The sequence below is a fragment of the Amycolatopsis sp. NPDC026612 genome (assembly GCF_040638285.1).
GTDB lineage: Bacteria > Actinomycetota > Actinomycetes > Mycobacteriales > Pseudonocardiaceae > Amycolatopsis.
Window position 1 is genome coordinate 29,936 of record NZ_JBEZYB010000079.1, and the last position, 5,182, is coordinate 35,117.

Annotated in this window: 1 protein-coding gene; it reads left to right on the top strand. The window is 73.6% G+C overall.

Translation table 11 applies throughout. The features are described from left to right. Window positions 1-11: 11 nt before the first annotated feature. On the top strand, window positions 12-5,182 hold a 5,171-nt coding region (locus AB0F15_RS37985), incomplete at its 3' end, for a beta-ketoacyl synthase N-terminal-like domain-containing protein (RefSeq protein WP_360281427.1).

A 5,182-nucleotide genomic window follows, 5' to 3' on the forward strand; every position in this document is an offset into this window, starting at 1 on the left:
AGGAGATCACCATGGCGGCATCCGGCGACAAGGTCGTCGAAGCACTGCGCGCGGCGATGAAGGAGACCGACCGGCTGCGCCGGCAGAACCGGCAGCTGCAGGCGGCAGCCAGGGAGCCCATCGCCATCGTGGGCATGGCCTGCCGCTACCCCGGTGGGGTGCGCTCGCCGGAGGACCTGTGGCGGCTGGTCGCCGAGGGCGCCGACGCCGTCGGCGAGATGCCGGCGGACCGCGGCTGGGACCTGGACGCGCTGTACCACGGTGGCCCCGACGGCACCGGCGAGAGCGTCACCCGCCAGGGCGGGTTCCTGGAGAACGTGGCGGACTTCGACCCCGGGTTCTTCCGCATCTCGCCCAACGAGGCGATGGTGATGGACCCGCAGCAGCGGCTGATGCTCACCGTCGCCTGGGAGGCCGTGGAACGGGCCGGTATCGACCCGCTTTCGCTGCGCGGCAGCGACACCGGCGTGTTCGTGGGCGGCGGCAGCGGCGACTACCGGATGCCCCACGGGCACGTGGACTGGCAGACCGCGCAGTCGGCCAGCCTGCTTTCCGGCCGGCTGGCCTACACCTTCGGCCTGCAGGGCCCGACCATGTCCGTGGACACCGGGTGCTCGTCCTCGCTGGTCTCGCTGCACCTGGCGGTGCAGGCGCTGCGTGCCGGCGAGTGCTCGATCGCGCTGGCCGGTGGCGTCATGGTGATGTCCACCCCGGCCGGGTTCACCGAATTCTCGGCGCAGGGCGCCCTGTCCCCGGACGGCCGCTGCAAGGCGTTCTCCGACAGTGCCGACGGCACCGGCTGGGCCGAGGGCGCGGGGATGCTGCTGGTCGAACGGCTGTCCGACGCGCAGCGCCTCGGGCACCCGGTGCTGGCCGTGGTGCGCGGCCTGGCCGTCAACCAGGACGGCACCTCGAACGGCTTGACCGCGCCCAGCGGCGGCGCCCAGCAGAAGGTGATCCGCGCGGCGCTGGCCGCCGCCGGGCTCGGCCCGGACGGGATCGACGTCCTGGAGGCCCACGGCACCGGCACCAAGCTGGGGGACCCGATCGAGGCCGGTTCCCTGCTGGCCACCTACGGCCGGACCGAGCGGGACCACCCGCTGCTGCTCGGGTCGGTCAAGTCCAACATCGGGCACACCCAGGCCGCCTCCGGCGTCGCCGGCGTGATCAAGATGGTGCTCGCGCTGCGCCACGGCGTGGTCCCGCGCACGCTGCACGTGACCGAGCCGTCGTCGCACGTGGACTGGTCTTCCGGGGCGCTGCAGCTGCTCACCGAACCGGCCGGGTGGCCGCCGGTGGACCGGCCGCGCCGGGCCGCGGTGTCCTCGTTCGGGGCCAGCGGCACGAACGCGCACGTGATCCTGGAGGAGGCGCCGGCCGAGCCGGTGGTGGCCGAGCCCTCGCCGGTCGAGTGCGGTGTGGTGCCATGGGTGGTGTCGGCCAAGACCGGCGAGGCCCTGGCCGAGCAGGTGGCCCGGATCCGCGAGTGCGCCGGTTCTCCCGTGGACATCGGGTTCTCGCTGGCGACCACGCGGTCGGTCTTCGAGCACCGGGCGGTGTTGCTCGCCGGTGCCGGGGAAAGCGAGGTGGTGGCTTCCGGCGAGGCCACCGACGCCGTGGCGGGCCTGGTGTTCTCGGGCCAGGGTGCGCAGCGCGCCGGGATGGGCCGGGAGCTGGCGGCCCGGTTCCCGGTGTTCGCCCGAGCCATGGACGAGGTGCTGGCCGAGCTCGCCGTCGACGGGCTGCGCGAGGTCATGGGGTCCGGGGAGGACCTCGAGCAGACCCGGTTCACGCAGCCCGCGTTGTTCGCGGTCGAGGTGGCGTTGTTCCGGCTCTTCGAGTCGTGGGGTGTCGAGCCGGCCTGCTTGGCCGGGCATTCGGTGGGGGAGATCGCGGCGGCGTACGTGGCCGGGGTGTTCTCGCTGGCGGACGCGTGTGCGCTGGTGGCGGCCCGTGGTCGGCTGATGCAGGCGTTGCCTGCCGGTGGGGCGATGGTGGCGGTGGGTGCGGCCGAGGACGTGGTGTCGCCGTTGCTGGCCGGCCGTGCGGACGAGGTGGCGATCGCGGCGGTGAACGGGCCGCAATCGGTCGTGTTGGCGGGCGTCGAGCCGGTGGTGCTGGAGATCGCGGAGGTGTTGCGGGGGCAGGGCAAGCGGGTCAAACGGCTGCCGGTGTCGCACGCGTTCCATTCGCCGTTGATGGAGCCGATGCTGGCGGAGTTCCGGTCGGTCGTGGCGGGTGTGGAGTTCGCCGAGCCCCGGATTCCGTTGGTGTCCAACGTGACCGGTGCGCTGGTGACGGCTGAGGTGTGCGACCCGGAGTACTGGGTGCGGCACGTGCGCGAGCCGGTGCGGTTCGCCGACGGGGTGGCCGCGATGCGGGACGCCGGCGTGTCCGTGTTCGTCGAACTGGGGCCGGGAACCGGCCTGGCGTCGATGGTCCACGAGATCGTCGACGACCCCGCCGTTGCGGTGATCCCGGCGCTGCGGGAGACACCGGAGGAACGTTCGGTCGTCGCGGCGCTGGGGGCGGCCTTCGTGGCCGGCGTGAAGATCGGCTGGCCGGCGTTCTTCGCCGGGCTGGGTGGCCGCCGGACCGACCTGCCGACGTATCCGTTCCAGGAGACGCGCTTCTGGCCGAAGACCACCACCCGGGCCGGCAAGGTGGCCGACTGGGGCCTCGTGCCCGCCGGGCACCCGCTGCTCGGCGCGGCCGTGCCGCTGGCCGACGACCAGGGCGCGGTGCTGACCGGCCGGCTCTCCGTGGCCACCCACCCCTGGATCGGCGACCACGTCCTCGGCGACGCCGTGGTGTTCCCGGGCACCGGCTTCCTGGAACTGGCCGTCCGCGCGGCCGACCAGGTCGGCTGCCGGCAAGTGCAGGAGCTCACCTTGGCCGTCCCGATGGTGCTCGGGGCGGGGGAAGCGGTCGACGTCCAGGTCGTGGTGGGCGCACCCGACCCGGCCGGCCGTCGCGACCTGCGGATCCACTCCCGGCCCGCCGCCGCCCCGGACAGCACGTGGACCCACCACGCCACCGGCGTGCTCGCGCCCGCGGAGACCCGCAGCGGCCAGGCGCCCGCGCAGTGGCCCCCGGCCGGTGCGGAACCCGTGGCCATCGACGACTTCTACGCCCGGATGGCAGCCGGCGGCCTGGTCTACGGACCGTCCTTCGAAGGGCTGCGCGCGCTGTGGCGGCAGGGCGAAGACCTGTACGCCGAGGTGGAGTTCCCGCAGGCGGCCCAGGACGCGGCCGCCTACGGCCTCCACCCGGCGCTGCTCGACGCGGCCCTGCAGGCCAGCTCGTTCTTCGCGGTCAACGCGGGCAAGAACCTGATGCCGTTCTCCTGGAACGGCGTCAGCCTGCACGCCGCGGGCGCCACCGTGCTGCGGGTGCGCTGGCAGGGTGACGGCGACTCGTTCACCCTCTCGGCCACCGACGTGGCGGGCAACCCGGTGCTTTCGGTCGAGTCCCTGGTCCTGCGCGCGCCCACCGGCCGGATCTCGGCCGCGCCTTCCGCGCGGGACGCGTTGCTGCGGCTGCACTTCGCGCCACTGTCTCTGCCGGAGGCGGCCGAGGTCCCGGCCCGGAACTGGGCGGTCATCGGCCCGGACACCTTCGGCCTGCGGTCCGTTGTGGACGCTCGCGCCGCCGGTTCGCCGGGTGAGCTCGCCGAGTCCGGTGTGGTGCCGGACTGGGCCCTGGTCCAGATCGCCGGCGGGGACGTGGCCGCCGGGCCGTCCGTGGCCCACGAAGCCGCGGCCCGCGTGCTGGGCGTGCTGCAGGACTGGCTGGCGCGTCCCGAGCTGGAGCCGGCCCGGCTGGTCGTGGTGACCCGGGGTGCGGTGGACGAGGTGACCGATCCGGCGGCGGCTGCCGTGTGGGGGTTGCTGCGCAGTGCGCAGTCCGAGCACCCCGGCCGGTTCGTGCTGCTCGACCTCGACGCCGGCGGCGCTGCCCTGCTGCCGCGGCTGGCCGCGTCCGTGTTCGTGGACGAGCCCCAGGTGGCCGTGCGGGACGGTGTCGTGCGGGTGGCCCGGCTGGGCCGGTTGGCGACGTCGTCGTCGCTGGTGCCGCCGTCGGGGGAGTGGCAGCTGGACAGCAAGCACTCCGGCAGCCTGGACGACCTCTGCCTGGCCCCGGTCTCCGAGGAACCGAAGCCGCTGCGCGACCGGGAGGTCCGGGTGCGGATCACCGCGACCGGCATCAACTTCCGCGACGTGCTCAACGCGCTCGGGCTCTACCCCGGCCCGGCCGGTCCGCTGGGCTCCGAGATCGCCGGCGTGGTCACCGAAATCGGCCAGGACGTGACCGGGCCGGCCGTCGGCGACCGGGTCATGGGCATCTCGCCCGGCGGCATCGGCTCGGCTCCCGTCGTGGTCGACGAGCGGATCGTGATCCGTGTGCCGGATGGCTGGACCGACGAGACCGCGGCCTCGGTGCCGTTGGCGTTCCTCACCGCTTTCTACGCCTTCACGGATCTCTCGGACTTGCGACCGGGGCAGAAGGTGCTGGTGCACGCCGGAACCGGCGGCGTGGGCATGGCCGCGGTCCAGCTGGCGAAGCACCTGGGGGCGGAGGTGTTCGCCACGGCGAGCCCGGCCAAGCAGGACACCTTGCGGGCCATGGGTATTGCCGATGATCACATTGCTTCTTCGCGTACGACGGACTTCGAGGGGGCGTTCGCGCCGCTGATCGGTGCCGGTTTGGACGTGGTGTTGAATTCGCTGACCGGTGAGTTCATCGATGCTTCGTTGCGCTTGCTCAAGCCCGGTGGGCACTTCCTGGAGATGGGCAAGACCGACGTCCGGGAGAACCCGCCGGGCGTGCGGTACCGCTCTTTCGACCTCGCCGAGGCCGGACCGGACCGGATCGGCGAAATGCTGCCCGCGCTGCTCGGGCTGTTCGCGCGGGGCGCGCTGGAGCCACTGCCGATCACCGCCTGGGACATCCGCCGCTGCCGGGACGCGTTCCGGTTCATGTCGCAGGCCAAGCACATCGGCAAGCTGGTGCTGACCATGCCACCGGTCTGGGACCGGGACGCGACCGTGCTGATCACCGGCGGTACCGGCGGGCTGGCCGCGCACCTGGCCCGGCACCTCGTCGCCCAGGGCCAGCGGCACCTGCTGCTGGCCGGCCGCCGCGGCCCGGGCACCCCGGGCGTGGCCGGGCTGATCGCCGA